This window comes from Nonomuraea sp. NPDC004354, from assembly GCF_053602555.1.
The window spans coordinates 58,165-84,001 of sequence record NZ_JBSGDV010000012.1 but is presented as its reverse complement, the minus strand read 5'-3'; the positions used below and the strand labels follow the sequence as shown (position 1 = coordinate 84,001).

Genomic DNA, 25,837 nt, shown 5'->3' with positions numbered 1-25,837 from the left:
GCGCTGTGGTCAGGGGTGCGCCGGGGGCCGACGTTCGGCCCTCAGCTCGGCCAGCACGCGGGCCAGCTCGTCGCGCTCCCGCGTGACCTCGATGAGCCGGAGCTGCAGGTCGAGGATGAGGCGTATGGCCGGCAGCGTCATCCCCTGGTCCATCATCACCACGACCTGCTGGATGCGGCCGATCTCATGGCGGCTGTAGCGGCGTTGCCCGCCGGCCGAGCGCTGGGGCGAGACCACCTGGTGGTCGTCGATGCGGCGCAGGAACGCCTGCTGCACCTGGAGCATCGAGGCGACCTGACCCACCGTGAACAGCGCCGCGTGCTCGTCGTCGAAGGGCAGGTTCATGGTCGTTCCTCCTGGTGCCGACTGGCCGCGGGCAAAGACGGGCGGCCCCGCCGCGGTGCCGTTCACCGCGACGGGGCCGCGCCCGCTCCGTCCCGTGTGTCAGCTCTTGATCGCTTTGTAGGTGTCGCCGGTCTGCTGGACGGCGATCTTGCGCGGCTTGGCGCGCTCGAGCACCGGGATCCGGACGGCCAGCACGCCGTTGTTGTAGGCGGCTTCGACGGTCTCGGCGTCGAGGTGCTCCGACAGGTAGACGCGCCGGGTGAAGGTGCCCATCACCCGCTCGCGGACGAAGACGCGCTCGTCCTCACCGAACTCCTCCTCGCGTCGCGCGGTCACCGTCAGGACGCCGCGGTCGACGGTGACCTCGATGGAGTCGGGATCGATGCCGGGCAGGTCGAACCGCAGCACCACATCGTCGGCGCGGCGGATCCCGTCCATCGGCATGATCGCACCGCTGCCCTGGGCGGTCTGGCGGGTCAGGCGGTCGAACTGGCGCTCGAACTCCTGCACGAACGGGTCGATCGACGTGAGCAGCATCGTGTCCACCTCCGAAGATCCCCGGGGCCTCCTGGTCACCCGGGATGCCTGTCCTCCAAGAGGAAACCTACAACTCCGATTGTATCTTTTCTCCATGTGTCGTTGTCAATAATGGGGCGTTCGGCCGCCGTCGAAAAGGACATGAGCGCGACCGGGCGCCCCGATAGCCTGGCGGGCGTGGACCACACTCTCGTGACCGATCGCCTCACCCTGACCCCGGTGCGCCCCCAGGAGCACGCGGAGCTGCTCGTCCACTGGACCGACCCGGACGTGCGGCGGTTCCTGTTCGACGGGGCCGTCCTGTCGCCGGCCGAGGTCACCGAGGTCATCGAGGAGAGCGTCCGCGGCTTCGCCACCGACGGGTACGGCCTGTGGCTGGTGCGGGAGAAGGGCAGAACCGATCTGGTGGGTACGGCAGGGCTCCGGCCGCTGGAGGACCTCGGCCCCGAGATCGTCTACAGCCTGGCACCCGGCGCCTGGGGCAAGGGTTACGCCACCGAGGCGGCCCGGGCCGTCGTCGAGCACGCGCTCGGCGACCTCGGCCTTCCCGAGGTGCTGGCGGAGATCGACGAGGGCAACGCCGCCTCCGTCGCGGTCGTCGAACGCCTCGGCATGACCGCCTTCGAGTCGGTGCCCGGCCTGCTCGGCCCGATGACGCGCTACCGCAGGACCCCCTGACCCGCGCCCATCCCCGGAGTGGAACACGGGTTTGCCGGTGTCCGGCTCACCGTGCTGTCATGACAGGCTGTGACAGCGCTTCGCGCCCTCGTGCGCCCCGACGACTACCCGCTCTCTTCCCGCTACGACCCCGCATGGCTGGTCGGCCTGGACATGGGCCCCAACCCGCTGTGGCTGCTCGAGGACCTGTCCCGCGACCTCGACCTCAAGCCCGGCATGCGGGTCCTGGACCTCGGGTCGGGGATGGGGGCGACCTCGGTGTTCCTCGCCCGCGAGTTCGGCGTGGACGTCGTGGCCGCCGACCTGTGGATCGCCCCGGAGAAGGCCGAGGCCGTCTTCGCCGAGGCGGGCGTGGCCGGCCAGGTGAAGGCGGTCGGGGCGGAGGCGCACGCGCTGCCGTTCGAGAAGGAGTCCTTCGACGCGGTCGTGAGCATCGACGCCTACGAGTACTTCGGCACCGCCGACAGCTACCTGGCCTACATCACCCGCTTCCTCAAACCCGGCGGCCAACTGGGGATCGCCACCCCCGGCATGACCCGCGAGGTCCGCGACATGGGCGCCATCCCGCCGCACATCAAGGAGCTGGTCGGGTGGGAGGCCATCGCCTGGCACACCGCCGAGTGGTGGCGCTTCCAGTGGGAGATCACCGAGCTGGTCACCGTGACCTCGGCACGCCTGCAGCCCGGCGGCTGGCACGACTGGCTGCTGTGGACACGCGCCTGCCTGGAGCACGGCGCCACCGACAGGGACGCCGCGGAGCGGACCATCGCGATGCTGGAGGCCGACCAGGGCAGGTATCTGTCCTTCGCCCTGGTGACGGCGGTCGTCACCCGTTGACCGTGGCGACGGCGCGGACGCGCCGTCGGAGCGGACGAGGTCAGCTGCCGGTGGCCCGCGTGATCGCGCCGTCGTAGCCCACCACCGTGGCCGCGGCGGCGCGCGGCACCACGGCGACGTACTGCTGCGTCTCGTAGATCTTCAGGGTCTGCCGGTAGGAGCCGGTCAGCGCCCACCGTCCCGAAGGCGGGACGGGCAGGTACGGGCTGACGAACAGCATGTTGTTCATCGACGTCGTGCGCAGCAGGGAGTACTGGACCAGCGCGCCGCCGTCGGCGGTCCGCAGCGCGTAGACGGGGTACTCGGCCGCGCTGAAGATCGAGTCGTAGCGGAACCCGTCGGTCTTGGCGGTCCTCCGGTTGTCGGCGATCGCCGTCGCGGTCTCGGTCGTGTAGGGGCCGGGCGCGACGAGGTTGGCCGCGATGCCCGCCGGGCCGCGTTCGGCGATGGTGGCGTGGAGCGGGGCGACGTATCGCGGGCTGATCTGGACGCTCTGGTCGTCGAGACCGACGACCTCGGCGTAGCCGGCCGCGTCGCGCTTGACCTCGGGCAGCTTCTGCCCGGGGAACAGCAGCGACAGCGAGCTCAGCCGCCAGTCGGTGCCCTTGGCGAAGGTGAGTACGGCGGTCTGGTCACCGCGCGGGACGACGGCGGTGAACCACAACGGCTCGTCGGGACGCAGCCGGGGCACGAGGAAGGACGGCGTGCCCCAGGTGTAGCGGACCGGACTGTCGCGGGTGGAGGCGTACTCGGCGTTGACCAGATCGGTGCGGCCGTCGCGGGTGATCTCCCTGGCCAGACGCCTGTCGCCGGCGGCGCGCAGCAGGCTGTCGGTGAGGACGTACTCGTTGAAGGCGTTGGCCGCCTCGCTCAGCGACACGCCGGGAGCGGTGGTGGGAACGGCGCTGACGGACGAGGTGGCCGCCACCGGCGAGGGCTCGGGAGCGGCAGAGCCGGAACAGCCCGTCACCGCGGCCAGCAGGCCGACGGCGAGAGCCGGCCATCCCCGCCACCCGTATGCACGCACCTGGCCATGTTATGGGGTGCGCACAGGTCGCGTACCCTTGGTAGACGTGGCAGACATCGATCCGGCAGAAGAGATCAACGCGCTCGCGGGCACGCTGCGGAGCATTCAGGACGTTCTCGACCTCGACTCCATGCGCAAGCAGATCGAGGAGCTGGAGCAGCAGGTCGCCGCGCCCGATCTGTGGGACGACCCTGAGCAGGCGCAGAAGGTCACCAGCAAGCTGTCCCACCTGCAGGGCGAGCTCAACCGCGTCGAGGCGCTCGGCCGCAGGATCGACGACCTGAGCGTCCTGTTCGAGCTGGCCGCCGAGGAGGACGACGCCGACACCAGGGCCGAGGCCGACAAGGAGCTGGCCGCGCTGCGCTCCGACATCGGCGCGATGGAGGTCCGCACGCTGCTGTCGGGCGAGTACGACGCGCGTGAGGCGCTCGTGACCATCAACTCGCAGGCGGGCGGCGTCGACGCGGCCGACTGGGCGGAGATGCTGCTGCGCATGTACCTGCGCTGGGCCGAGCGCAAGGGCTACGCCACGGAGGTCTACGACACCTCCTACGCCGAGGAGGCGGGCATCAAGTCGGCGACGTTCACCGTCAAGTCGCCCTACGCCTACGGCACGCTGCGCGGCGAGCACGGCACCCACCGCCTGGTCCGCATCAGCCCCTTCGACAACCAGGGCCGCCGCCAGACCTCGTTCGCCGGCGTCGACATCGTGCCCGTCGTCGAGCAGACCGACCACATCGAGATCAACGAGGACGACCTGCGCGTCGACGTCTACCGCTCCAGCGGTCCCGGCGGCCAGGGCGTCAACACCACCGACTCCGCGGTGCGCATCACCCACATCCCGACGGGGATCGTGGTCTCCTGCCAGAACGAGCGCTCCCAGCTGCAGAACCGCGCCTCGGCGATGAACGTGCTGCAGGCCAAGCTGCTCGAGCGCAAGCGGCAGGAGGAGGCGGAGAAGATGTCGGAGCTGCGCGGCGCCTCGACGACGTCGTGGGGCACCCAGATCCGCAACTACGTGCTGCACCCGTACCAGATCGTGAAGGACCTGCGCACGGGTCACGAGGCGGGCAACCCGTCGGCGGTGCTCGACGGCGACCTCGACGACTTCATCGAGAGCGAGATCCGCTGGATGCGCCGCCAGGAGACCGCGGAAGCCTAGCCGCCCGCGTTCCCGTGGCTGCGTCTTCACGGCACGCACGGGAGGGCGCCCCCGTGGTCACCGGCGGGCGCCCGTCCAAGGGACGCTCCTCGAGCGGCGCCCCCTCCCACCGTCACGGCGCCCCTCAACAGGCGTCGATCCTCACGCGCGTCGATCCTTACGCGCGTCACTTCACGTGCGTCGATACGGGTGTCTGCTCACGCGCGTCGGTCCTCACGCGCGTCGGTCCTCACGCGCGTCGATCCCCACGCGTGTCGCCTCACATTCGTCGCCTCGTGGGCCGAACTCACGGCGCGTGACTCGCTCGGACGGGGACGCGCGGGCGAGTGGTGCGGCGCCTGCCTTCGTCCCGCCCAGCCGCCTCGGGGCCGTGCGGGCGCGAGTGCATGGGTGGCGGGTGCGTGGCGGTGGCGTACGGGCGCGGCGGCTCGCAGGCCGCGCGGTGCCGGCACGGTCGCGGTGAGGCCCGGTAGAGCCGTCTCAGGCGTGCCGAAGGGGTCGTGCGAAGCGTGGCGAAGGGGTCGTGCGTAAGCGTGGCGAAGGGGTCGTGCGTAAGCGTGGCGAAGGGGTCGTGCGTAAGCGTGGCGAAGGGGTCGTGCGTAAGCGTGCCGAAGGGGTTGTGCGTAAGCGTGCCGAAGGTGCCGGGCGGAAGCATGGCGAAGGTGCCGTGCTGAAGCGTGGCGCGTCCGCGCATGCGTCGGGCGATGCCGCGCGCCCGGGGCGGCCTGCCGTACCGGAGGGTCAGCCGACCACGTGCTGGAGCGCGAGCGCGAGGAACAACAGGGTCAGCAGGGCGATGAGGATCAGCATCGGAGAGATCCCGTGCTGGTGCATGCGCTCACGATTGGCGCGGCACAGCGCGCAGCGTCCCTCGATGACGGGGTGCGCGCACTGGGCGCAGACGAGGTGTTCGCAACTCATGTCACCATCCACTGTAGACGGTTCTCAGGCAACGAAATCGTTTTGTTTCCGTTATGGACGTTCCATGCCAGTCTTCCCCCTAGACTGTCCTGCAGCCAAGCGGAACGTCGATCATCAGTAAAGACGGGCGTCCCCGCTGGCGGGCGGCAGGAAGTGGGTATGTGCCACCCTCGCTTCCGTCCCGACCCCTAGACTGGCACGTCGTGATGCGCTCGTGATCCATTTCGAAAATGTGACCAAGGTCTACGCGAACCAGAACAGGCCCGCTCTCGACCACGTGTCTGTAGACGTGGACAAGGGCGAGTTCGTGTTCCTCGTCGGTCCCTCGGGATCCGGGAAGTCCACCTTCCTGCGGCTGATCCTCAAGGAGGAGAAGCCCAACTCCGGCGCCATCCATGTCGCCGGGAAGGATCTCGCGAGGCTGTCCAACTTCAAGGTGCCGCACCTGCGCCGCCGTATCGGCTGCGTCTTTCAGGACTTCCGGCTGCTCCCGAACAAGAACGTCTACGAGAATGTGGCGTTCGCGCTCGAGGTCATCGGCAAGCCGAGGCGGTTCATCCGCAAGGTGGTGCCCGAGGTGATCGAGCTGGTCGGTCTGGAGGGCAAGGCACACCGCATGCCCGACGAGCTGTCCGGTGGCGAGCAGCAGCGGGTCGCGATGGCTCGCGCGTTCGTCAACCGGCCCATGATCCTGCTCGCCGACGAGCCGACGGGCAACATCGACCCCGCCACGAGCATCGGCATCATGAAGGTGCTCGACCGGATCAACAGGACCGGCACTACTGTCGTCATGGCGACGCACGACGCCGCCATCGTCGACTCCATGCGGAAGCGGGTCGTGGAGCTGGAGGACGGCAAGATCGTCCGCGACCAGTCGCGTGGCGTCTACGGCCAGGCGTACTGACAGGAGTTATAGGCAGAACATGCGGGCGAACTTCATCCTCTCCGAGGTCTGGATCGGCCTCCGTCGCAACCTGACCATGACAATCGCGGTGATCGTCACCGTGGCTGTCGCCATGGCGCTGCTAGGCGTCGGGTTGATGATCAGCGCGCAGGTCTCCCTGATGAAGGACTACTGGTTCGACAAGGTCGAGATCTCGGTCTACCTGTGCAAGAAGGACTCTCCCTTCCCCAACTGCAAGGCGTCGCCGAAGGGTGTCAGCGCGGCCGAGCGTGAGCAGTTGCAGCAGCAACTGAAGGCGCTGCCCGACGTGCAGGAGGTCACCTACGAGACCCAGAAGATGGCCTTCGACAACTTCAAGCGGACCCAGTCGGCCTCGTCGATCCTGGCGCAGGTCGTCGACGTCAACGACATGCCCGAGTCGCTGCGGGTCAAGCTGAAGGATCCCGAGAAGTACCAGCCGGTGATCGCCGCCGCGCAGGGGATGAAGGGCATCTCGACGGTCGTCGACCAGCGGGCCCAGCTCGAGAGCTTCTTCGGGATGCTCGAGAAGCTCCGCTACGCCGCGCTGGCGGTGGCGCTGATCCTGGTGCTCGCGGCGATCCTGCTGATCGGCAACACGGTGCGGCTCTCGGCGTTCAACCGGCGCAGGGAGACGGGCATCATGCGGCTGGTCGGCGCCTCCAACATCTACATCCAGCTGCCGTTCGTGATGGAAGGCATGATTGCGGGCCTGGTCGGCGGCGTGGTGGCGGCCGTCATGCTGATCGTGGCGAAGGTCTTCCTGTTCGAGGGGACGACCTCGGCGTTCGCCGCCAACAGCCAGCTCGGCTGGAACGACGTGGCGTGGGTCATCACGCTCACGATGATCATCGGCGTGGTGATCTGTGTGCTCGCGTCCTTCGTAACGCTTCGCCGTTACCTGAGGGTCTGACGAACCCGGGTAAGGTCGAAGCATGCCACGTGAGACCGGGCGCAAGCTCATCGCCCAGAACAAGCGTGCCCGCCACGACTACCACGTCGAGGACACCTTCGAGGCGGGTCTGGTGCTGCAGGGCACCGAGGTCAAGTCGCTGCGCGCGGGCAAGGCGTCGCTCATCGACGGCTACGCCTCCATCGACGACGGCGAGGCGTGGCTGCTCAACGTCCACATCCCCGAGTACTCCCAGGGGACGTGGACCAACCACGCGGCCCGCCGTAAGCGCAAGCTGCTGCTCAACCGCAAGGAGATCGACAAGCTCGCCGCCAAGGTCAAGGAGGGCGGGCTGACGATCGTGCCGCTGTCGCTGTACTTCAAGGACGGCAGAGCCAAGATCGAGATCGGGCTCGCGCGCGGCAAGAAGGACTGGGACAAGCGCCAGACCTTGAAGGAACAGCAGGACAAGCGGGAGATGGCCCGGGCGATCCGCCAGCGCAACCGATGAGACCTCAGGTTCGCAGAGTCCTGGCCGCGGCTGTCACGATGGCGGTCGCGAGCACGACGCTGACCGGGTGCTTCGAGGAGCCCTCGGCGCACGAGGCCGTGCGTGACTTCCTCGTCGGCTGGCAGTCGGGCGACTACGCGCTGGCGGCCGGCCGTACCGACGGTGACCCCAAGGTGGTCGCCAAGGCGCTGGAGGACACCCGCGTCCACCTCGACGCGGCCTCCTTCCGGTTCAAGATCAAGAACTTGACCCAGAACGGCGAGGAGTCCACGGCCGACTTCACCGCCGAGGTCGACCTGGGCGAGAACAACTCGCTGTGGGAGTACACCAGCCGGCTGCCGCTGCACCTGGTCGACGGTGTGTGGAAGGTGCGCTGGTCGCCCAGTGTCATCCATCCGCAGCTGCACGAGGGGCAGCGGTTCGCGGTCAAGCCGGAGCCGGAGTCGCGCCGTTCGGTGCTCGACCGCACCGGCGACCCGCTGCAGAAGAACGCGACGCTGTACGTCGCGGGGGTGACGCCCGCCACGCTGGGTGACAACGCGGAGAAGGTCGGCGAGCAGCTCGCCAAGCTCACCGGCTTCGCCCAGGACCGGCTGCTGAGCCGGATCAGGTCGGCGCCGCCGAGCGACTTCGTGCCGCTGGTGCACTTCGGCCGGGTGAAGTACCTCCAGCTCCAGTCGAAGCTGGAGGCCATCCCCGGCGTGACCATCGACGAGCAGGAGATGCCGGTCGCGCCGGCGCCGCCCGAGCAGGTCGTCGGCATCGTGAGCGCGCTGACCGCCGAGACCGAGCAGAAGCTGGGCGGCCCCCAGCGGGCGGGTGACTCGGTCGGCCTGACCGGGCTGCAGAAGGCCTACCAGGACCACCTGACCGGCTCCACGCAGACGTCGGTGATCACGCTCGATCTCAAGACGGGCGAGCAGGTCGCCGAGCTGAAGAAGTGGCCGGGCCGGCCGAACGCCCCGGTCGAGACCACGATCGACAGCTCGGTCCAGGGGGCGGCCGAGACGGCGCTGGCCGGCACCAGGTCGGCGGCCCTGGTCGCGGTCAAGGCCTCCACCGGCGAGGTGCTGGCGGTGAGCGCCTCCTCCAACCTCAACGAGGAGAAGGACGCGCTGGCCGGCAAGTATCCGGCGGGCACGGCCTTCTCGATCATCGCGGCGCAGGCGCTGCTGAAGAAGGGCGTCAAGCCGAGCCAGCGGCTCGCCTGTCCCGCCGAGCGCACGGTCGGCGGGGCCAGGTTCGAGCAGGCGGGGCTGGCGGCCGCCACCACGCAGAACTTCCAGTCGAGCTTCGCCAGGAGCTGCGTCACCGCGCTCGCCTCGCTCGCGCGCCGGGTCACCGAGGCCGACCTGGCCAAGGCCGCGTCCGACTTCGGCATCGGCAAGCCGTGGAAGCTGCCGCTGAAGTCGTTCAGCGGCAAGATGGCCAAGCTCGACTCCGACGCCGACAAGGCGAAGGCCATCGCGGGGCAGAACGTCGAGGTGAGCCCGCTGGCGATGGCGCTGGTCGCGGGGGCCGTCGCGAAGGGCACCTGGCATCCGCCGCTGCTGGTGGTCAAGCCGGCCACGCCCGACCCGGCCGCCGAGGTGCTGCCCGCCACGCCGCCGCCCAGCGTGGCGATCGACCCGAAGACGCTGCCGGCGCTGCAGGCGATGATGCGGGCCGGGGTCACCTCGGGTACGGCGACCGCCGCGGCCACCGGCGGCGAGCCGGTCGCGGGCATCACCGCCCCCGTCACCGGCAAGGACGAGAAGCAGGCGTGGTTCGTGGGATGGCAGGGCGATGTCGCCGTGGCCGTCCTGGCCGAGAACGCCGACCCGGCCGCCTACGCGGGCCGCTTCTTCTCGGCGATGCGCGACCCTGCGTAAAGACTTAGTCACGCAGAGCAACCATTGGGGGGCCCGGCTGCGTCTTCCTGAGTGACCAGGCCTGATCGGGGGGTTGCGGACCTGGTCGTCGCGATGAGAAGGACTTCATCTCGGGGGAAGTCCTGCCGTCCGGACCGGCGCTACCCTGCCGGTCACCCCCGGGGGTGTCTCGCATTGTGCGCGCCTCCGGGGGTTCGCCCGGGAATTGGGTTGGCGTTCGCCGTGTTGTCACATGTATCTTCATGTTGCGCGGCCGTTCGCGGCCGTGTTGACAACTGAACAGGGGGGTGATCGGTTTCGACTTTGACCTTGCAAGTCAGGAGAAGCGGGCCGAGGACTGCGGACATAACCTCGTTAATCCTGTGACCGCAACCAACAAGTGCCAACTCTAAGCGCACTGAGGTCAGCCAGGGTTCCCTGGCTCTCGCTGCCTAAGTAGCGAAACCTCTGTCAGCCCGGGCATGCCTTCGGCTCGGGATCTGGCATCGTGAGAAGGCTCAACCGCTCGACCCGGCCACGGGGGAGAGCGGGAAACCAAACAGTGGCTGAGCCTGTCGGCGACGCGCCTGCGTGAGCGCCGGGGCTGAGAAAACGTTAAGCAGGCTGCGCCCGGAGAAGCCCTGCCTTGGGGTTGAAGGACGCGGGTTCGATTCCCGCCACCTCCACCGATCTGGCGTCACGCGGCCACGGCTCTCGGAGAGTCGTGGCGAGTGACGCGCTGCTGAGCGACGGCGGTGTCCATGTGGACACCGCCGTTTCGCGTTTCCGCCCCTGGGTCCCGCGTGAGGGCAGAGCCCCGCCGGCCCGGTTGCCGATGAGGGGACCGGGCCGTTTCCGTTCCAGGCGCCAGGTGTGTTGCCCCGTCGACTCTCATTGGATAGCATCACTATCCAATGAGAGAGGAGCTCATCGTGATCGTCCTGATCGTTCTCGCCGCGAGCACGCTTGTCTTCCGCCTGCTGGGCGCCCTCGGCGTCAGCCGCTTCCACACCTGGGCCGCGTCCGCCGCGCACGGCATGGCCGTGATGCTGGTGGTGGCCGCCAGCGCGCACTTCGTCCCCGAGGGCGTCACCGTCATGCCCAACCACGCGGACATGGTGGGGATCGTGCCGCCGTTCGTGCCCTTCCCCAGCCTGATGGTCTACGTGACCGGCGTGCTGGAACTGCTCGGCGCGCTCGGGCTGGTGATCCCCTCGACCCGGTGGGCCGCGGGGATCGCGCTGGCGCTGCTGTTCGTGCTGCTGCTGCCGGCCAACATCTACGCCGCCGTCACCGGAATCCCCTTCGGCGGCAAGGCCGCCACGCCGCTGTGGCAGCGGATCCCCGAGCAGGTCCTCTACATCACGATCGTGCTGCGGGCCGCGGCCACGGCACCGCGCCCGCAGTGGGCGCAGCGGCCCCTCCTGCGCAGGCCGTAGGCGAGGGCGGCGGCGGCGAGGGCCGCTCCCCAGACCGGCCAGAAGCACTCCGGCAGCCACGCGCCCCACATGTCCATGGCGAAGGCGCCCGCGAGCGCGCGCCTGATGTAGGTCAGCCCCGCCATGATCACGATGGCCGCGACGAGGGTGGCGGGGACGATGGCCAGAAGCGGCGGCACCCGCCTGCCCCGCAGACCGATCATCCAGCGCGGGAAGACCTCACCCCAGCGCTGCACCAGGCCCAGCGTGAGCACCGCGCCGAGAGCGCCGAAGGTCGCCAGGTAGGCACCGGCCAGCCAGATGCCGGGCGCGTCCTTCTCACCCTCCACCAGGAAGCTCTCGCTGACGCCCACCGGGATGCCCAGCGCCCACGCCCACCGGGTGGCGCTGTAGATCAGCGGGACGGCCACGGCGACGGCGACGGCCGTCCGCCCCCATCGGGCGGCCGCGGCGGGACCGGTCCAGCCGCCGGCCTGATCGGTGCGGCCGCAGGCCACGCACGCGTCGCGGCGGCGGCGCTGGGCGGCCACGGCCGCCGCGGCGAGCAGGGCCCCGCCGAGGGCGCACAGCAGCTGGTTGAGCACCGGCCACGGCCAGGCGTCGGCGAGGCCGACCTGGCCCCACGGGCCGTCGAGGAAGACGGCCACGCTCAGCAGCGGCGTGTAGGCGACGCCCATCATGAGCCGGGAGTCCGGGACCACCAGGACGAGGAAGGCCGCCAGCGGCCACGCCACCACCAGCGGGATCCCGCCGCGCCCCCGGACGAGCGCCACCGACGTGGCCGCGCACAGCAGCGCGAAGGCGGCGATCCACCAGCCGCCCGGGTCGGGGGTCAGCCCGGCCAGGAGGGAGAGCGCGCCGTCGGGATCGGGGTCGCTCGCGCCCCAGGGAAAGCCGGTCGCGTCCAGCGCCCAGGCCACCCCGAGCACCGCGTAACCGGCGGACCAGGCGGCCGCCGCGTGGCCCGCCTTGGAGATGATCCTTGTCATGCCTCCACCCTCGGGCCGCCACCCGGTGCGGGACCATGTGCCGTTCGGCAGGTCGTGCGGTCCGCGAGGGCGTGCGGGGTGCCGAACGGCACATCCTCCGTATGGTTGCTGCCGTGGAATTCTGGGTGGTGCCGCTGATCGCGGCGGTGGCGGCGCTGGTGTGGACGGTCCCCGGCGGCAGGCGTGCGCACCTGCCGGTGGCGGCCTCCGTCGCCGCGGGGCTCTCCCTGGCGGTCACCTGCTGGTACGCGATCACCGGCCCGCGCCGCGGCGAGGACCTGATGGGGCTGGTCGAGAGCCTCGTGCTGACCGCGCTGGTCGGCCTGATCGCCCGGTGGGCCCCCGTACGGCAGGCCGTGCCGTCCGGCGTGGCGGCGGGTCTGGCGGCCGCCACGTGGCTGCTGCGCTACCTGGTGCCCGTCTCCCCGCTGGAGGGCCTGGGCATGTGCGCGTTCTGGGGAATCGGCGTGTGCGGTGCCGCAGGCGTGGGGATCTACCTGCGCTCGCTCGACACCCGGCGGGTGCGGGCCGTCGAGGAGGAGCGGGCCGGGCAGCGGCTGCGCCTGGCCAGGGACCTGCACGACTTCGTCGCCCACGACGTCAGCGAGATGGTGGCGCAGGCACAGGCGGGGCAGGTGGTCGGGGCCGTCGAGCCCGCCCAGGCGCTGGCGGCGCTCCAGCGGGTGGAGCGGGCGGGGCTGCGGGCGATGGCGACGCTGGACCGCACGGTGCTGGAACTGCACGACAGTCCGGGCCTGGCCGGGCTCGCCGACCTGGCGGGCAGGTTCACCGCGGCCGGGCCCACCCGCGTGGAGCTGGCCGTCCCCGACATGGAGGTGCCGGAGGAGGTGGCAGGGCTGGCCTACCGGATCGTCGTCGAGGCCCTGACCAACGTCCGGCGGCACGCCCCCGAGGCCACCAGGGTGGACGTCGCCGTCCGGGTGGAAGGCGGGACGCTCGTGGTGATCGTGGCCGACGACGGAGCCGCGGACCGGCCTGCGCCTCCGGACGCGGGACGCGGCGGTGACCGCGACGCGGCTCGGGACGCGGCGGGACGCGGCGGGGAGCCGGACGCGGGTCCGGGCAGGACGGCCGCCGGCGGGCAGGAGCGGGCCGGGGGTGGCGGGTTCGGGCTGCCGTCGCTGTCCGAGCGGGTCGAGGCGATGGGCGGGACGCTGCGGGCCGCCGCCGTACCCGGAGGGTGGTCGCTGGTGGCACGCCTGCCTCTGGCACGATGAACGGCGTGCCCACCCGGATCCTCATCGCCGACGACCAGGAAGGCATCAGGAGCGCGTTCCGGCTCGTCCTCGACGCGCAGCCCGACATGACCGTGGTGGCCGAGGCGGCCGACGGCGTCACGGCCGTCGAGACCGCGCTCGCGATCCGCCCCGACGTGGTGCTCGCCGACATCAGGATGCCCCGCGCCGACGGCATCGAGGTCACGCGGGCGCTGGCGGAGACCGGCATCCACGTGGTGGTCGTGACGACGTTCGGGCAGGAGGAGTACGCGCGGGCGGCGCTGCGCCACGGCGCCGCGGGGTTCGTGCTCAAACGCTCGGGGCCCACACTGCTCGTCGAGGCGGTGCGGGCCGCGATGAGCGGCGACGTGCTGATCAGCCCGCAGCTCACGGTGGGCCTGCTGCGCGGGGCCGAGCGGCCGGCCGCGGTCCTGGACGACGCCGGGCTCACCGGCAGGGAGATCGAGGTCGCCCGTCTCGTCGCGCAGGCCAGGACCAACGCCGAGATCGCCGAGGAGCTCTTCCTGTCGCCCGGTACGGTCAAGAACCACATCGCGAGCATCCAGCGCAAGCTCGACGTGAAGAACAGGGTCGGCATCGCGGCATGGGCCTGGCGCACGGGCCGGGCGCGCACACCGTGATTCGATAGCATCGTCGGGCTATGGCCGCGTTCATGACCGATGGGGCGGGACATCCCCCTTGCCGTGCCCGCTCGTTCGCCCCTGACCTGCCGTACGAGGCCGAGTGACCAGGTTCGGGATCCTCGGGCCCGTCGAGGCGCGGCGAGCCGACGGCGAGGCGATCACCGTCGCCGGCGCCCGCCTGCGCGCCCTGCTGGCGCTGCTGATCCTCGACGCGGGCAGGATCGTGCCCACCGAGCGGCTCATCGAGGGCCTGTACGGCGAGCAGGCCGTGAGCGGAGAGACCAACGCGCTGCAGTCCCAGATCTCCCGGCTGCGCAGGACCCTGGACACCCCGATCGAGTTCCACCCCGCCGGTTACCTGCTGGCCGTGGACCGCGAGCAGGTCGACGCCCACCGCTTCGCACGCCTGGTCCGCGAGGCGCGCGCCACGGTCTCGGCCGCCGAGCGGTCCGAGCTGCTCGGCCAGGCGCTGCGGCTGTGGCGCGGGCCCGCGCTGGCCGACGTGCGCGCGGCGCCGTTCGCGCCCGCCCAGGTGGCGCGGCTCGAGGAGGCGCGGCTCGGCGCCACGGAGGACCGCGTGGAGGCCGATCTCGAGCTCGGGCGGCACCGGGGGCTGGTGGCCGAACTGCAGGAGCTGGTGGCCGCCCACCCGGTCAGGGAGCGGCTGCGCGGCCAGCTCATCAGGGCCCTGTACGCCACGGGACGGCAGGCCGAGGCGCTGGCCGTCTTCGAGGACGCGCGCCGGACCCTGGCCGACGAGCTGGGCGTCGATCCCTCCCCGGAGTTGCGGGAGATCCACCTGGCGGCGCTGCGCGGCGAGCTCCACACGCCGGGCGGCGGCGCGCCCCCGCCACGCCAGGCCACCGCGCCGCCGCCCCCCGAGCGGGGCCAGGGCGCCGCGCCTCCCCTCGCCCGGGATTCCGGTGCCGCAGGGCCTCCCGTGTGGGGTCCGCGTGCCGCGCCGCCCTCCGAGCGGGGGTCGCGCGCCGCGCTGCCCGCGCAGCTGACCAGCTTCGTCGGCAGGGAGGACGACCTGACCGCGGTCCGCGGCCTGCTGGAGCGGTCCCGGCTGGTCACGCTGACCGGTCCGGGCGGCGCGGGCAAGACCAGGCTCGCCGTCGAGGCCGCGGCCACGGTGCCCGGCGAGGTGGGCTTCGTCGAGTTCGGCGCGCTGCCCGAGGGCGGCGACGTGGCGCAGGCCGTGCTCACCAGGCTGGGGCTGCGCGTCGGCCAGGACGTCCCGGACCCCGCCGACCGCCTGGTCGGCGCGCTGGCGGGGCGGGCGATGCTGCTCGTCCTCGACAACTGCGAGCACGTCGTCGAGGCGGCGGCCGGGCTCGCGTACCGCCTGCTCACCGCCTGCCCCGACCTGCGGGTCCTGGCCACCGGCAGGGAGGCGCTCGGCATCACGGGCGAGCGGGTCTGGCCGGTCCCCCCGCTCGCCGGCTCGCCCGCCGTCCACCTGTTCGAGGACAGGGCGGCCGCGGTGCGCCCCGGGTTCGCGGTGGGGGAGGGCAACCGCCCCGACGTGTGGCGGATCTGCGCGGCACTCGACGGCCTGCCGCTGGCGATCGAGCTGGCCGCCGCCCGCCTGCGCTCGCTGTCGGTGGCCGAGGTTGCGGCCAGGCTGGAGGGCGGGCTGGGGCTGCTGTCGCGCGGCAGCCGTACGGCCGAGCCACGGCACCGCACGCTGCGCGCGGTGGTCGAGTGGAGCTGGGGCCTGCTGGACGACAGGGAGCGGGAGGTGGCCCGGCGGCTGACGGTGTTCGCGGACGGCGCCCGGCTGGAGGCGGCCGAGCGGGTCTGCGGCTCGGCGGACACCGTCGAACTCCTCACCGGGCTGGCCGACAAGTCGCTGGTCGAGCTGGTCGGCGACCGATACCGGATGCTGCAGACGATCCGCGCGTTCTGCGCCGAACGGCTGGACGAGGCAGGCGAGGAGGCCCGCTGCCGCGGGGCGCACGCCGCCTACTTCCTCGGCCTGCTGCGCGAGGCGGCCCCTCACCTGCTGCGGGCCGAGCAACTGGAGTGGGCGGCCCGGCTCGACCCCGAGCACGACAACCTGCTGGCGGCGCTGGGCTGGGCCACCGAGCACGACCCGGCCATGGCGTTGCGGATCTTCGCGGACCTGTCGACGTACTGGTGGCTGCGCGGACGCCGGGGCGTCGGCGTGCGTCCCGCCCGCGCCCTGCTGGCCGCCGTCGGCACCCGGCCCCCCGACGGGCTCGAGGCCGAGTACGTCATCTGCGTGACCAGCGCGGCCGCGGCCGGCGAGCACCTGGAGGCGGCCAAGCGGCTGATGCGGGAGACGGACCTGATCGCCGAGCGTCCCCAGCTGTCGTTCTTCTGGGGCAGCTTCGCCGGCCCCTCCGTCGAGGACGGCTTCCTCGGCGTGATGATGGAGCGCGTGCAGGCCAGCGCCGACCCCTGGGTGAACGGCCTCAAGCACGTCGGGCGGGGGTTCCTCTGCCATCTGATGGAGAGCGACGTGGAGGGGACCGAGCGGGAGTTCGGGCTCGCGCTCGACTACTTCCGCTCGCTCGGCGAACGGCTCGGCATGGCGATGGCCCTGTCGGAGCTGGTCAGGGTGGCCGCGTGGCGCGGGCAGCGGGAGCGGTTCACCGAGCTGATCGAGGAGGCGCTGCGCCTGGTCGGTGAGCTCGGCGCGCAGGAGGACATCGCCGACCTGCTGAGCCAGCGCGGCGAGGGATGGCTGCTCCTCGGCGACCTCGACAGGGCCGAGGCCGACTGCCGGCAGGCGGCCGAGCTGGCCCGCGGGGTGGGCGCGCTCGAGGGCACCACGAGGGCCGCCTGCGGCCTGGCCGACGTGTCGAGGCTGCGCGGCGACCTCGATGACGCGCGCCGCCGCTACGAGGAGGTGCTGCGGGACGGGCAGGCGAGCGGGTCCTTCGGCGAGTCGCTGACGGCCGTGCACGTCGGTGTCGCGCTCGGCCGGATCGCGGCGGACACCGGCGCCGTCGAGCTCGCCGCGTCCAGACACGAGGAGTCCTTCGCCGCGGCGTTGCGCGTGCAGAGCCTGCCCGCGCTGGCGATCGCGGTGGAAGGGCTCGCGGGCCTGGCCGGCCTGCGCGGCGACCAGGAGCGGGCGGCGCTGCTGCTGGGCGTGGGCGAGGGGCTGCGCGGCATGGCGCTGCCCGGCGACAGCGACGTCGCGCGGGTGCGGGACCGGGCGCGCGCGGTGCTGGGCGAGCAGGCCTTCGCCCGCGCGTACGCCAGGGGCGTGGCGCTGCCGCGTGAGGACGTGGCGGGGCTGCTCTGACGGCTCGGCTGATCGGCGTCTTGCCGGTCAGGCGGTGAGCTCGGTCAGGCGGTGAGCTCGGTCAGGCGGTGAGCTCGGTCAGCGTCACGTTCACCGTGACGGTGGAGCCGTCCTGCTTGAGCACCTCGACCTTGGTCTGATCTCCCGGCTTCAGCGTCGCCAGCACCTCCGAGAGGGCGGCCATCGACGGGGTGTCGGTCCCGTTGATCGAGAGGATCACGTCGCCCTCCTCGATCCCGGCGTTGGCCGCGCTCTTGCCCCTGGTGACGCGGACCACGCCGACGCCCGCCTCGGCGCCGCCGCGGCCGATCACCGTCCGGCCGAGGATGCCCAGCGCGGCCTTGCGCGAGTTGCTGACCTTGCCGTCCTTCACGATCTGCGCCGCGATGTCGGTGGCGGTGTTGCTGGGGATGGCGAACCCGATGCCCGGCGCGGTGCCGCTGCCCAGCTCGGGGTCGGTCGCGGTCAGCGTCGGGATGCCGATCACCCGCCCGGACATGTCGACCAGCGCGCCGCCGCTGTTGCCGGGGTTGATCGCGGCCGAGGTCTGGATGGCGTTGGCGATCGTCGCGACCGTGCCGCCGGAGTCGCTCTGCGGCTCGCTGATCGTCCGGCCGACCGCCGAGACGATGCCGTTGGTGACGCTGCCGGAGAAGCCCAGCGGATTGCCCATGGCCAGCACGATCTGGCCGACGCGCGCCTTGGCGGAGTCGCCGAACGTGGCGGGGGTCAGCCCCCGGGGGTTGGCCACTTTGATCACCGCCAGGTCGCCCGCCTGGAAGGAGGAGACCAGTCTGGCCTTGCGCGCGGCCCCGCCGGTCGCCGGGGTGACCTCCATCTGGGTCGCCTCGCCCACGACGTGGGCGTTGGTCACGATGTGCCCCGCGGTGTCGTAGACGATGCCCGAGCCGAGGCCGGCGCGCGTGTTGATCTGCACGATGGACGGCAGCACGTCCTGGATGACCTTCTCGTAGGCATGCTCCAGCTCCAGGGCGGAGGCCGTCGTGGGGGCGGCGCTGGGCCGCGGCGACGTCGGTTGCGCAGGCGTCGAGCGCGAGATGGAGCCCGTGCAGCCGGAGATGAGCACAGCTGTCGCTACGGTGCCCACGACGATCATCCTCATGCGCGGTTACCTTCCCCGAATCACCGGGAAAGATACGTCTCCCTGACGTCGCGCCTGCTCAGCTTGCCTGTGGGAGTGCGCGGCAGGCTTGCGCGATACTCGATCACGCGGGGGTGCTTGAGCCGCGCCAGGCGCGGCTCGCAGTGGCGCAGCAGCCGCGCGGTGAGCTCGTCGCCCGGCCGCGCGCCGCGCCCCTCATGCGGGCGACCATACAGAATGACATTCTGTCCAAGGAAGAGTGTCGATCACGTAGCCTCGGAACATGGCTCACAATCCGGGACAGGAGCCGTATCAGCCCTCCTATGACGCGCCCACCACTCCTTTCCAGCGAGTGGAGCTTCCGCCGGCCGACCAGACCGTCAGCGTGCCCATGCCGCCGACGGCCGGACCGTTCAGGCCGCCGCCGGCACCGCCGCGCAGGGGGTTCGTCGGACGGCTCATGACCAGCGTCGGCGACATCCCGATCAAGGTGGTCTACCTGCTGGCCGCGGTGGTCGCCACCGTGCTCGCGGTGGTCGCGATCTTCGCGCTGTTCTCCGGCGACCAGCCGAACGGCGCCGAACAGCAGCGGGCGCAGGACGCCGGACCCGCCGCGGCGCCGGGGGTGCAGGACGCGGTCACGGCGCCGGCGCCGGACAGCCTCGCCTTCCCCGCGCTGCCGGGCAAGGCGAGCAAGGTGATCGGCACGGTCGTCGACGAGCGGACCGGTATCAGCTACCCCAAGCTCGGCAAGCCGTGGGCGGCCAGGTCGTTCGCGCCCTTCGTGATCGCCCAGCGGGTGGGTGAGGCGGAGGTCCCGCACACCATGGTGGCTTCGGCGCCGCTGCCCGTGGCCGCCGACAAGCCCAGGACCAGCGCCGACTACCGGGATCTCGCGGTCAGGGCGGCCCGCTGGTCGCTGCGCACCCAGCACCCCGAGGGCGGCACGGTCACCTGGACGGGCTCGCAGAAGCTGGCCAAGGGCAAGGGCTGGATCGTCGGGTTCAGGGTCGACTACACCCTCGACGGCGAGCGGCGCTCGTCGCAGGCGCTGGCCGCGGTGGTCGAGGCGGGCAAGAAGAAGCCCGCGATGCTGCTGGCGACGATTCCGGAGAGCGGCAAGAGCCACTGGCGCGATCTCAACACTCTGGTGAAGGGCCTACGTTCGGCATAGAAGCATCCTCTAGAATATGGTTCTGGGAACCATAGGAGGCTGACATGGCGATCGGGTTGAGCGAGGAGCACGAGGCGCTCCGCGAGTCGGTGGCAGGCTGGGCGGAGCGCAACGTGGCCGCCGAGGTCGTGCGGTCCCAGGAAGACGGGCGTCCGCCGTTCTGGGCGGGCCTGGCCGAGCAGGGGCTGCTCGGCCTGCACCTGCCCGAGGAGTTCGGGGGCTCCGGCTACGGCCTGCTGGAGACGGCCGTCGCCGTCGAGGCGCTGGCCGAGCGGATGGCGCCGGGCCCGTTCGTGCCGACCGTGCTGGCCAGTGCCGCCATCGCCGCCTCCGCGTCCGAGAAGGCGCGCGCCGAACTGCTGCCGGGGCTCGCCGACGGCTCGCTGACCGGCGCCGTGGCCCTGTCGGCCGCTCTCACCGGCGACGGCCTGCTGTCGGCCGCTCCCACGGAGGGCGGCGACTCCGTGGTCGTCTCGGGTACGGCGACGCACGTGCTCGGCGGCGCGATGGCCGACGTGCTCGTGCTCCCCGTCGGCGACGTGTGGATCGCCGTGGACGCCGCGCAGGCCGAGGTCGAGCGGGTCAGGTCGCTCGACATCACCAGGGCCGTGGCCACGGTGACGCTGGACGGGGTGACCGTACCGGCCCACAGGGTGCTGGGCCGGTACGGCGTGCGGAACCTGGCGGCGATCATCCTGGGCGCCGAGGCGACCGGGCTGGCGGCCTGGTGCGTGCGCGCGGCGGCCGACTACGCCAAGGTGCGCGTGCAGTTCGGCCGGCCGATCGGGCAGTTCCAGGGCATCAAGCACAAGCTGTCGCGCATGCTCGTGGCGCTGGAGCAGGCGCGCGCCACGGTGTGGGACGCGACCAGGGCCGGCGGCGAGGAGCTCGACTACGCGGCGGCCATCGCGGGCGTCATGGCGCCTGACGCGGCCGTCCAGTGCGCCAAGGACGCGATCCAGACCTTCGGCGGCATCGGCTACACCTTCGAGCACGACGCCCACCTCTACTACCGGCGCGCGCTCACCCTCAGGGCGCTGCTCGGCTCTTCGTCGTCGTGGGCGGCCACCGTCGCCTCGCTGGCCCTGTCCGGCGTGCGGCGGCCCATGGAGATCGCGCTGCCGGACTCGGCGGCGGCCCTGCGTTCCTCGATCGCCGCGGAGATCGCCGAGATCGCCGCCCTCGACGGCGTCGAGCAGCGGCGGGCGCTGGCCGCGGCCGGCTTCGTGATGCCGCACCTGCCCAGGCCGTGGGGCCGTGACGCGGCCCCGCTTGAGCAGATCCTCGTCCAGCAGGAGCTCAAGGCGGCCAAGGTCAGGACACCCAACATGATCATCGGCGCGTGGGTGGTGCCCTCCGTCGTCGCGTACGGCACGCGCGAGCAGCAGGAGCGCTTCCTGCCCGCGACGCTCAGCGGCGAGCTGATCTGGTGCCAGCTCTTCTCCGAGCCCGGCGCGGGCTCCGACCTCGCCTCCCTGCAGATGAAGGCCACGCGGGTGGAGGGCGGCTGGGCCCTGTCCGGGCAGAAGATCTGGACCTCCGTCGCCCACGTCGCCGAATGGGGCATCTGCATCGCCCGCACCTCCTCGGCCGGGTCCAAGCACGAGGGCATCACCTACTTCCTGGTCGACATGAAGTCGCCGGGGGTCACGGTCAGGCCGCTGACCGAGATGACCGGCGAGAACCTGTTCAACGAGGTGTTCCTCGACGACGTCTTCGTGCCCGACGAGCTGGTGGTCGGGCGGGTCGGCGAGGGCTGGAAGGTCGCCAGGAACACGCTGTCCAACGAGCGGGTGTCGCTGTCGTCGGGCTCCGGCGGGACCGGCGCCTCGGTGCCCGACCTGCTCGGGCTGGTCTCCCGGCTGGGCAGGCCGCTGACGGCGGTCGAGGAGCAGGCCGTCGCCGCCGTCGTGTGCGAGGGGCACTCGATCGACGCCCTGTCGCTCAGGGTGACGCTCAAGCAGCTGGCGGGCGCCGAGCCCGGCGCCGACGCCTCGGTGCGGAAGCTGCTGTCGACCTCGCACGCGCAGCACGTGTCGGAGACGGCGGTGGACCTGCTGGGCGAGGCGGCCACCGTGGCGGCGGACATGAAGCTGGGCGACGCCGGCTACTGGAACAGGGCGGTGTTGGCGACCAGGGCGATGACCATCTACGGCGGCACCACGGAGGTGCAGCTCAACATCATCGGCGAGCGCATGCTCGGCCTGCCCCGCGACCCGGAGCCCGGCAAGTAGACGGTTCGCGCGACCGGCTCCCGCCGGCGGGCGGGAGCCGGTCCGTCGCGTGCCGGAGACCACTCGGTGCGGGGGACCGACCGAAGGTTCTAGAGTAGAACGCGTTGCAGTTTTCCTGGCCCCGATCGTATGGTCAGGCCATGCGGACACGAGTCACCGACCTGTTCGGGATCGAGTTACCGATTTTCGCCTTCAGCCACTGCCGGGACGTCGTCGCCGCGGTCAGCCGCGCGGGCGGGATGGGCGTCCTGGGCGCCCTCTACTTCACCCCGGAAGAGCTCGAGATGGAGCTCAAGTGGATCGACGACCACGTGGACGGCAAGCCGTACGGCGTCGACGTGGTCATGCCGGCCTCCTACGAGGGCGCCGACTTCCCGGCCGAGGAGCTGGTCTCCCGCCTGCAGGGCATGATCCCCGAGGGCCACCGGAGGTTCGTCGAGAACCTGCTCGCCGAGCACGGCGTACCCCCGCTGTCGGACGACGCCGACCCCGGCAAGGTGCTGCTCGGCTGGACGGACGCCACCGCCAGGCCCCAGGTCGAGGTGGCCTTGCGGCACCCGATCGCGCTGCTGGCCAACGCGCTCGGCCCGCCCCCCGCCGACGTCGTCGAGCTGGCCCACGCGCACGGGGTGAAGGTGGCCGCGCTCGCCTCCACTCCCCGCCACGCCGTCAAGCAGGCCGAGGTCGGCGTGGACGTGGTCGTCGCGCAGGGCACGGAGGCCGGCGGGCACACCGGCGAGATCTCCACGATGGTGCTGATCCCCCAGGCCGTGGACGCGCTGCGGGGCGCCGGGCCGGACGGCTCCGACGTGCCGGTCCTGGCGGCGGGCGGCATCGGCGGCGGCAGGCAGATGGCGGCCGGCATGGCCCTCGGCGCGGAAGGCGTGTGGACGGGGTCGATCTGGCTGACCGTCGAGGAGGCGGACACGCCCGAGCTGGCCAGGCGGCGCATCCTGTCGGCCACCTCCAGGGACACCGTTCGCTCGCGCAGCTGGACCGGCAAGCCCGCCAGGCTGCTCAGGAACGAGTGGACCGACGCCTGGGAGGCGGCGGACTCGCCCGGCACGCTGCCGATGCCGCTGCAGTTCATGCTGGTGTCGGACGCCCTGCGACGCATCGGCAGGTCCGACGCGGCCGAGCTGGCGACCTTCCCCGCCGGGCAGATCATCGGGGCGATGAACCAGGTCAAGAGCGCGCGTGACGTGGTGTTCGAGATGGTCGAGGAGTACATCGAGGCCATGGAGCGCCTCGGCCGCATCACCGAGTCCTGACCTGCGGCCCCCGGCCCCGCCCGCCGCCGACGTTCCGCGGCGGAGGGCGGGCGAGCCCGGGACGGCGGGGCTCGGCGGCCGGGGCGGCGGTGCTCAGCGCGCGGGGCGGCGGTGCTCAGCGCGCGGGGCGGCGGCGCAGCGGCCCTCGACGGTGGCGCAGCGGCGCTCGACGGTGGCGCAGTGGCTCGCGACGGTGGCTCAGCGGCCCTCGAAGGCGGCAGGGCGCTTCTCCTTGAAGGCGCGCGCGCCCTCCTTCGCGTCCGCCGAGCCGATCACCGGCCAGCCGTACTCGTCGGAGACCTTGAGCGCCTCCGGCTCCGGCAGCCCGAGGGTGTCCCGGTAGGTGCGCAGGATCGCCTGGACGGCCAGCGGCCCGGACGCCGCGATGTCGTCGGCGATCTCGCGCGCCACCGCCAGCGCCCGGCCGTCCGGGACGACCCTGTTGACCAGCCCCATGGACAGGGCATCGGCGGCGGTGACGGAGCGCCCGGTGAGCAGCAGGTCCATCGCGTGGCAGTAGGGGATCTGGCGGGGCAGCCTGATCGCGCTGCCGCCCATGGGGAACAGCGCCCGCTTGGCCTCGAACAGTCCGAGCGTCGCCGACTCGGCGACCACCCGCAGGTCCGTGCCGACGAGCAGTTCGGTGCCTCCCGCGACCGCGTAGCCCTCCACCGCGCACACGATCGGCTTGGTCGGCAGGTCCTCGCGCAGCAGGCCCTTCCAGTGGAAGTTCGGGATGGCCGCGGCCCTGGCCTGGACCTCGGGGTCGGCGGACGGCCGGCCCATGGCCTTGAGGTCGGCGCCGGCGCAGAAGGTGCCGTCCGCCCCGGTCAGGACGGCCACGCGGACCCCTGGCTCGGCCGAGACGTAGGCCCAGGCGGAGGCCAGGCCGATGAGCATGTCGGAGGACAGGGCGTTCTTGGCCTCGGGCCGGTTCATGGTGACGATCACCACGTGGCCGTCGCGTTCGACGCGGCAGTGGGGGGTGCTGATCGGCAGGACGTCCATGGCTGACCTCCACGTCATAAACCAAGCGCTTGGTAGAGCTGATCCTCTCAGGGATGCCGGTCCGGCGGAAGGGCGGGTCTTGCGTCGCGCCGGGAGGTTGCCGATCGTGGGGGCGTGGCGTCCTCGACGGCGCTCGGCGATAATCAAGCGCTTGCTAGGCTGCCGGGCCCGCGTTAGTCTGCCGTCACAAACGAGAACAGGTTCTCGTTTGCCGTGTTGAGGGAGATCCCTATGGGCACGCTCGGTTTCTGGAGGCTGGCACAGGCTGATCCCGAGTGGATCGCCGCGGTCGATCCCGACGGCACCGAACACCGCGCCGGAGATCTGCTCGCCCGGGCCAACCAGCTCGTCCACGGCCTGCGCGAGCTCGGCCTCCAGCCAGGTGACGGCATCTGCGGTCTGGTCCCGAACGGTGTCGACGGCCTCGTCCTCTACCTGGCGGCGCTGCAGGCGGGCTGGTACTACACGCCGATCAACTGGCACCTGGCCGCCCCCGAGATCGCCTACATCGTGGCCGACAGCGAGGCCAGGGCCTACTTCGTGCACCCCCGCTTCCACCAGGCCGAACCCCTCGTCGAGGGCGCCTCGTTCGCCTTCGGCGACATCCCCGGCTTCCGGCGGGTCGAGGAGCTGACGGAGGGCCGTCCCACCACGGCGCCCCCCGACCGTACGGCCGGCGCCACCATGCACTACACCTCGGGCACCACCGGCCAGCCCAAAGGCGTCAGGCGCAAGCTGTCGGGCCTCGACCCCGACGACGGCGCCGAGCTGATGACGTTCCTGCTCACGCTGTTCGGCATCACGCCCGGCAGGCCCAACGCCCACCTGGTCACCTCGCCCAACTACCACACCGCCGTCACCCAGTTCGGCGGCACGGCCCTGCACATGGGCCACACGCTCGTCTACATGGACAAATGGGAGGCCGAGGAGACGCTCCGCCTGTGCGAGCGCTACCGGGTCACCAACTCCCACCTGGTGCCGACGCACTTCAAGCGCCTGCTGTCACTGCCGGAGGAGACCCGCGCGAAGTACGACCTGTCGTCGCTCCGGTGGATGATCCACGCCGCCGCCCCCTGCCCCGTCCCGGTCAAGTGGGCGATGTTCGAGTGGTGGGGCGACTGCATCTACGAGTACTACGCCGCCACCGAGGGCGGCGGCACGATCGCCACGCCCGACGGCTGGAAGAAGCACCCGGGCACCGTGGGCACCGCGTGGCCGATCAGCGAGCTGCTCATCGTGGACGACGCGGGGGAACCCGTCCCGACCGGAACGCCCGGCACCATCTACATGAAGATGATGGGCGTCGCCTTCGAGTACAAGGGCGACCCGGCCAAGACCGCCGCCGGCAGGCTCCAGGACCACTTCACCGTCGGCGACATCGGCTACCTCGACGAGGACGGGTTCCTCTACCTGTGCGACCGCAAGGCCGACCTGATCATCTCGGGCGGGGCGAACATCTACCCCGCCGAGATCGAGAACGAGATCATGATCCATCCCTCGGTCGCCGACGTGGCCGTGTTCGGCATCCCGGACGAGGAGTGGGGCGAGCAGATCAAGGCCGTCGTCGAGCCCGCCCCCGGTGTCGCCCCCGGCCCCGAACTGGCCGCCGACATCCTCAGGGCGCTGGAGGGCCGCCTGGCCAGGATGAAGTGGCCCAAGTCGATCGACTTCATCGAGGAGATGCCGCGCGAGCCGAACGGCAAGCTGCACAAACGCAAGCTCCGCGCGCCGTACTGGGAGGGCCGTGACCGTGCCATCTGAGTCGGACGCCGGCGT

22 protein-coding genes and 1 other RNA gene are annotated in these 25,837 nt (G+C 71.6%); 16 read left to right on the top strand and 7 right to left on the bottom strand.

Annotation, left to right across the window (positions count from 1 at the left end):
* Positions 1–9: 9 nt before the first annotated feature.
* Together ACWENQ_RS28790 and ACWENQ_RS28785 are read right to left on the bottom strand one after the other, a co-directional pair.
* The gene (locus tag ACWENQ_RS28790) at positions 10–345 is read right to left on the bottom strand and encodes a MerR family transcriptional regulator (protein WP_354911241.1); all 336 of its coding nucleotides are present in this window, start codon (positions 343–345) and stop codon (positions 10–12) included.
* 99 nt (positions 346–444) lie between these two features.
* A complete protein-coding gene (locus tag ACWENQ_RS28785; RefSeq protein ID WP_452417036.1) occupies positions 445–882 on the bottom strand; it encodes an Hsp20/alpha crystallin family protein in 438 nt (145 codons plus the stop codon).
* Positions 883–1,059: 177 nt separating this feature from the next.
* On the opposite strand from ACWENQ_RS28785, the gene ACWENQ_RS28780 reads away from it, so the two are divergent.
* Entirely contained in the window at positions 1,060–1,560 is a 501-nt protein-coding gene (locus ACWENQ_RS28780) for a GNAT family N-acetyltransferase (protein ID WP_354911246.1), read from the top strand.
* Between the two features lie 69 nt (positions 1,561–1,629).
* Positions 1,630–2,397, top strand: coding sequence for an SAM-dependent methyltransferase (locus ACWENQ_RS28775; RefSeq protein WP_452417034.1), 768 nt, complete (start codon positions 1,630–1,632; stop codon positions 2,395–2,397).
* 40 nt (positions 2,398–2,437) lie between these two features.
* Here ACWENQ_RS28775 and ACWENQ_RS28770 read toward each other — a convergent pair whose 3' ends face one another.
* The gene (locus ACWENQ_RS28770; RefSeq protein WP_452417032.1) at positions 2,438–3,424 is read right to left on the bottom strand and encodes a hypothetical protein; all 987 of its coding nucleotides are present in this window, start codon (positions 3,422–3,424) and stop codon (positions 2,438–2,440) included.
* 46 nt (positions 3,425–3,470) lie between these two features.
* Here ACWENQ_RS28770 and prfB point away from each other — a divergent pair, with 46 nt between their 5' ends.
* A complete protein-coding gene (prfB, locus tag ACWENQ_RS28765; protein ID WP_354911253.1) occupies positions 3,471–4,586 on the top strand; it encodes a peptide chain release factor 2 in 1,116 nt (371 codons plus the stop codon).
* A 741-nt stretch (positions 4,587–5,327) separates the two neighbouring features.
* Here the strand turns inward: prfB and ACWENQ_RS28760 are convergent.
* Positions 5,328–5,507, bottom strand: coding sequence for a hypothetical protein (locus ACWENQ_RS28760; protein WP_354911255.1), 180 nt, complete (start codon positions 5,505–5,507; stop codon positions 5,328–5,330).
* 214 nt (positions 5,508–5,721) lie between these two features.
* On the opposite strand from ACWENQ_RS28760, the gene ftsE reads away from it, so the two are divergent.
* The 6 genes from ftsE (at position 5,722) to ACWENQ_RS28730 (ending at position 11,121) form a co-directional block, all read left to right on the top strand.
* Positions 5,722–6,411, top strand: a complete 690-nt coding sequence (gene ftsE, locus ACWENQ_RS28755; protein WP_354911258.1) for a cell division ATP-binding protein FtsE — start codon at positions 5,722–5,724, stop codon at positions 6,409–6,411.
* 19 nt (positions 6,412–6,430) lie between these two features.
* Positions 6,431–7,342, top strand: coding sequence for a permease-like cell division protein FtsX (gene ftsX / locus ACWENQ_RS28750; protein WP_354911261.1), 912 nt, complete (start codon positions 6,431–6,433; stop codon positions 7,340–7,342).
* A gap of 22 nt (positions 7,343–7,364) precedes the next feature.
* Entirely contained in the window at positions 7,365–7,832 is a 468-nt protein-coding gene (gene smpB, locus ACWENQ_RS28745) for an SsrA-binding protein SmpB (protein ID WP_354911263.1), read from the top strand.
* A 38-nt stretch (positions 7,833–7,870) separates the two neighbouring features.
* Complete coding sequence (locus ACWENQ_RS28740; RefSeq protein ID WP_449920541.1) at positions 7,871–9,703, top strand: penicillin-binding transpeptidase domain-containing protein; 1,833 nt, start codon at positions 7,871–7,873, stop codon at positions 9,701–9,703.
* 283 nt (positions 9,704–9,986) lie between these two features.
* Positions 9,987–10,371, top strand: a transfer-messenger RNA (tmRNA) gene (gene ssrA / locus ACWENQ_RS28735).
* Positions 10,372–10,596: 225 nt separating this feature from the next.
* Positions 10,597–11,121 carry a DoxX family protein gene (locus tag ACWENQ_RS28730; protein ID WP_452417030.1) on the top strand — a complete coding sequence of 175 codons (525 nt, stop codon included), beginning with the start codon at positions 10,597–10,599 and terminating at the stop codon, positions 11,119–11,121.
* Here the strand turns inward: ACWENQ_RS28730 and ACWENQ_RS28725 are convergent.
* Complete coding sequence (locus ACWENQ_RS28725) at positions 11,040–12,110, bottom strand: hypothetical protein (RefSeq protein ID WP_452417028.1); 1,071 nt, start codon at positions 12,108–12,110, stop codon at positions 11,040–11,042. The genes ACWENQ_RS28730 and ACWENQ_RS28725 overlap by 82 nt on opposite strands.
* Positions 12,111–12,223: 113 nt before the next feature.
* Between ACWENQ_RS28725 and ACWENQ_RS28720 the strand changes: the two genes are divergently transcribed.
* The 3 genes from ACWENQ_RS28720 to ACWENQ_RS28710 all read left to right on the top strand — a co-directional run bounded on the left by ACWENQ_RS28720 (position 12,224) and on the right by ACWENQ_RS28710 (position 17,272).
* Positions 12,224–13,348, top strand: a complete 1,125-nt coding sequence (locus tag ACWENQ_RS28720) for a sensor histidine kinase (protein ID WP_452417026.1) — start codon at positions 12,224–12,226, stop codon at positions 13,346–13,348.
* The gene (locus ACWENQ_RS28715) at positions 13,345–13,989 is read left to right on the top strand and encodes a response regulator (protein WP_452417024.1); all 645 of its coding nucleotides are present in this window, start codon (positions 13,345–13,347) and stop codon (positions 13,987–13,989) included. The genes ACWENQ_RS28720 and ACWENQ_RS28715 overlap by 4 nt, the downstream gene beginning before the upstream one ends.
* 103 nt (positions 13,990–14,092) lie before the next feature.
* Entirely contained in the window at positions 14,093–17,272 is a 3,180-nt protein-coding gene (locus ACWENQ_RS28710; protein ID WP_452417022.1) for an AfsR/SARP family transcriptional regulator, read from the top strand.
* A 61-nt stretch (positions 17,273–17,333) separates the two neighbouring features.
* Here the strand turns inward: ACWENQ_RS28710 and ACWENQ_RS28705 are convergent, their stop codons facing one another.
* Positions 17,334–18,395, bottom strand: a complete 1,062-nt coding sequence (locus tag ACWENQ_RS28705; RefSeq protein WP_449920554.1) for a S1C family serine protease — start codon at positions 18,393–18,395, stop codon at positions 17,334–17,336.
* 262 nt (positions 18,396–18,657) lie between these two features.
* Here ACWENQ_RS28705 and ACWENQ_RS28700 point away from each other — a divergent pair, with 262 nt between their 5' ends.
* From ACWENQ_RS28700 to ACWENQ_RS28690, 3 genes are all read left to right on the top strand, one after another.
* On the top strand, positions 18,658–19,548 hold the full coding sequence (locus tag ACWENQ_RS28700) for a hypothetical protein (protein ID WP_452417020.1): 891 nt from the start codon (positions 18,658–18,660) through the stop codon (positions 19,546–19,548).
* Between the two features lie 44 nt (positions 19,549–19,592).
* A complete protein-coding gene (locus ACWENQ_RS28695) occupies positions 19,593–21,782 on the top strand; it encodes an acyl-CoA dehydrogenase (RefSeq protein ID WP_452417019.1) in 2,190 nt (729 codons plus the stop codon).
* Between the two features lie 140 nt (positions 21,783–21,922).
* A complete protein-coding gene (locus ACWENQ_RS28690; protein WP_354911289.1) occupies positions 21,923–23,053 on the top strand; it encodes an NAD(P)H-dependent flavin oxidoreductase in 1,131 nt (376 codons plus the stop codon).
* 198 nt (positions 23,054–23,251) lie between these two features.
* Here ACWENQ_RS28690 and ACWENQ_RS28685 read toward each other — a convergent pair whose 3' ends face one another.
* On the bottom strand, positions 23,252–24,061 hold the full coding sequence (locus ACWENQ_RS28685; protein ID WP_452417018.1) for a crotonase/enoyl-CoA hydratase family protein: 810 nt from the start codon (positions 24,059–24,061) through the stop codon (positions 23,252–23,254).
* 231 nt (positions 24,062–24,292) lie between these two features.
* Here ACWENQ_RS28685 and ACWENQ_RS28680 point away from each other — a divergent pair, with 231 nt between their 5' ends.
* Positions 24,293–25,822 carry an acyl-CoA synthetase gene (locus ACWENQ_RS28680; RefSeq protein ID WP_452417016.1) on the top strand — a complete coding sequence of 510 codons (1,530 nt, stop codon included), beginning with the start codon at positions 24,293–24,295 and terminating at the stop codon, positions 25,820–25,822.
* The last annotated feature ends 15 nt before the right edge of the window (positions 25,823–25,837 follow it).